This window comes from Cellvibrio sp. ARAG 10.3, assembly GCF_051846955.1.
In the GTDB taxonomy this organism is placed as follows: domain Bacteria; phylum Pseudomonadota; class Gammaproteobacteria; order Pseudomonadales; family Cellvibrionaceae; genus Cellvibrio.
Map to the genome: position 1 here is coordinate 1 of NZ_JBPYCU010000048.1, position 2,791 is coordinate 2,791.

5 protein-coding genes are annotated in these 2,791 nt (G+C 51.1%); all 5 read left to right on the forward strand.

Features of this window, described 5'->3' with window-relative positions:
* Nucleotides 1-196: 196 nt before the first annotated feature.
* Nucleotides 197-415, forward strand: coding sequence for a hypothetical protein (locus ACSV5M_RS21600; protein WP_439178920.1), 219 nt, complete (start codon nucleotides 197-199; stop codon nucleotides 413-415).
* A complete protein-coding gene (locus ACSV5M_RS21605; protein WP_439178921.1) occupies nucleotides 402-815 on the forward strand; it encodes a DUF1525 domain-containing protein in 414 nt (137 codons plus the stop codon). Before ACSV5M_RS21600 ends, ACSV5M_RS21605 begins: the two co-directional genes overlap by 14 nt.
* Before the next feature lie 140 nt (nucleotides 816-955).
* Nucleotides 956-1,399 (forward strand): hypothetical protein, encoded by a 444-nt coding sequence (locus ACSV5M_RS21610; RefSeq protein WP_439178922.1) that lies wholly within the window; start codon nucleotides 956-958, stop codon nucleotides 1,397-1,399.
* A gap of 88 nt (nucleotides 1,400-1,487) precedes the next feature.
* A complete protein-coding gene (locus ACSV5M_RS21615; RefSeq protein WP_439178923.1) occupies nucleotides 1,488-2,402 on the forward strand; it encodes a TIGR03756 family integrating conjugative element protein in 915 nt (304 codons plus the stop codon).
* Between the two features lie 6 nt (nucleotides 2,403-2,408).
* Nucleotides 2,409-2,791, forward strand: a 383-nt coding sequence (locus ACSV5M_RS21620) for a hypothetical protein (RefSeq protein WP_439178924.1), incomplete at its 3' end; no start/stop codon positions are given.

Genomic DNA, 2,791 nt, shown 5'->3' on the forward strand with positions numbered 1-2,791 from the left:
AACGTACCGCCCACGCCCTGCTTACTGTTAGCGGGCACCGAGAAAGAGGAAAAGCGCGAGCGCCGCCTGGTGATGGAACGGGAAGGCTGCACGGAAGTAAAAGCCGCCATGATTCTTGCTGAAGAACTGCGTGAGAGGCGCCGCCGGTCAGTGCTGCAAGCTGCCCAATAAATTGATTCAACCACAGGAGACTTTTATGGCTGTCGTTGCCTTTGTAAAACATGAAGACAACATGATTCCGTCACACCCCTGCAGCATCAAAGCCGGTGACGAATTTTATCTCGTCGTGGACGGCGTGAAAGGTCCAACACAGGTCGCACAAGCAGACGCGACACCCGTATTGGATGAGATCACACGCGAAACCATCGACTGGAATATCGAGATAAAAGAGGAATGTATTGATGCGGATGTGTAGATCACTGCTGGCGGTATTTCTGATTTATATGAGCACGACGGTAGATGCACAAGTCTTGGTTGATGTATTCCACTGGGGCGAGATCACGAAAGCAATTCGGCTACCGGACTCGACGATTCGCTTACATAACTTGAACGCGCCGAATGAAATTAATCGGCAACTGCCACGTTTCGCGGGCTCGCCGGTACAAGCAGAAAACGCTGCGGGAAATTGGATTCAGAGTGACGAAGGCAAAGCATTTACGGAGGCGCTGCGCGTCGCCTACGACGGCCACATGTTGGCGAGGAAATACCAATTACAGAAGGCGCCAGCCATTGTGTTCGATAGCGGAAAGTATGTGGTGTATGGCAGTACGGATGTTCGGCATGCGCTGTTGTTGTATCGACAGGCGAGCAAGTAAAAGAATGGGAAGCGTGTCGCTTCATGAAACGAATTGGGAGAGTAGTCCAGAAAATGGTGGGGGCCGATGTCGACCACCGGGCGACTCGGAATTTCTGAACAGACATCCATTTTCAGCGCCCTAGTACCGTCGGAGACAATATGATTTTCTGTCAATGTAATGAATGTAAAAAGGACATACGGGTTGGAGAGCAGATGTATTGTTTTACCTTTTCCCGGGAAAATATCCTCACCGAATTGTCTGTTCAGCCTCTTTACGCAAAATCTTTAGCTGTTTTCTGCCGCGAATGCAGCCCGCACGCAGATGATGCCGCAGCCGTTTTCCTCTCGCTTCTTCCATTATGGTCTGAACCGCTTAAGAAGAACACGCAAAATCAAGAATCAAAAGTCCGTGAGGGTAACGGTGTTGAAGCCAAAGAGCTCGTTGACATAGACGTGCTATTTAAAACGGGCGAAGGCTCCTTAATTTTGAACGACAACATGCCCGATGATGTGATTCTGAAGCTGATTAGAAGAGCGCTCGTTAGATCGAAGGGTGCTTCCTTTACCGTCCATCAACTACCCGGCTGGCATGAAAATTTCTAGCACGAGCAGCCAATTCTACGAACACGCACAAACTAACGTGACGATATCGTTCTTCGATGAGGTGTCTTTTAAGTATGAGCGCGATCCCATGAGACATTTGTTATCTGTGATGTATTTGATTACTGCATTGTCATCTGCAGTTTGTGCTGACGAGATTACCAGTGCGGACATCACGGAGTCCGCCATGGCCTGTGAAGATTGCGTGGAATGGCGCGTGAGCGGTGTTTGCTTTTGGATAACCTGCACGATATTTGGCTGCGATATTGATACCAGTGTTCGCGTGTCTCACTACATTCCGGATTTCGTGGTCACGTCATACAGCGGTGCTAATTCGCCCTGGAAAGAGACGCAGAGTTGGAACACGGGCACGCCCACCGTGATCACCCACCGCAATCGCGAAGCGGGTGATACCCATGCGGATTTTAAAAAGGTCGACGTGATTGGTAACCCGGCCGCGTATGTTTTTGAAAGCATGAATTCGAGTGGGTATTTCTGTAAGTCCTGCATCACAGGCTTCAAACCGTATTTTGTGTCGGACCTGGATCGTAAAGGGTGGAATGCCGGCATTCAGGAAATGTTCTATCTGGACTCATTACTCGGCCGTCGCGTGATGGGTAAATCCACTGTGCGATTCGGCAATATTTTCCCGCGCATTGGCTGGACCGTACACGCCGAGGACCCCAAGTCAGCGGCACTGACAGCGCAACGTGCTGCGGACCTGGTCACATCCCGTGATCGAGCGCCCCGGGTGTATCTCGAAGCCGAACGGGATTGTGGCAACAAGTGTTGGCCACCACCACCAGTGAAAGAAAACGACATCGCGACGCACAAGTGGCAAATGCTCACACCGGTAAAACAATCGCGCGGCGAAATTTTCGGACAGCGATCCGGGTGGGCAAATGGCAAATACATAACCTCAGAACAATACGCGTGGAATCTCTGGCGGCCTTACTCCTGTTGCGAGCCGGCCGGTGCTGCGTTTCTTTATGCTGTGACCTGGTGATTGATCATGAAAAAGAAAATGCTTTCTCGTTTATCCCTTGTCTTGTTGGCGACGCTGACCGTCTCCGTCACTGCCCAGGTTCGTCCGACAGGCAGCTCCTCCTGGTATTACGAGATTGGCGGCGCTGATCCGTACCTGTTTGGCTACACCAATCGTACGCGCGTTCAATTGGGCCTGGGTGCCAATTGGGGGATCGGCAACGCGTGTTCGTTTGATCCGCGCGCCGGCATTAACAACACGTTCAGGAATGCCGAGCAAAGTCTTTATGGCTTTTTTGATGATGTTGTCGGCAATGCGGGATCAATGGTTGTTGGCTGGGGTATTTCTAAAGTGCAGGAAATAAATCCTGGACTGTATGACTTCGTGACCAAGGGATTGGCGGATGCGCG

Bases quoted from the DNA above. Each gene is read 5' to 3' on its own strand.
- ACSV5M_RS21605 (WP_439178921.1), top strand. From the start codon at position 402: ATGCGGATGTGTAGATCACTGCTGGCGGTATTTCTGATTTATATGAGC.
- ACSV5M_RS21600 (WP_439178920.1), top strand. From the start codon at position 197: ATGGCTGTCGTTGCCTTTGTAAAACATGAAGACAACATGATTCCGTCA.
- ACSV5M_RS21610 (WP_439178922.1), top strand. From the start codon at position 956: ATGATTTTCTGTCAATGTAATGAATGTAAAAAGGACATACGGGTTGGA.
- ACSV5M_RS21615 (WP_439178923.1), top strand. From the start codon at position 1,488: ATGAGACATTTGTTATCTGTGATGTATTTGATTACTGCATTGTCATCT.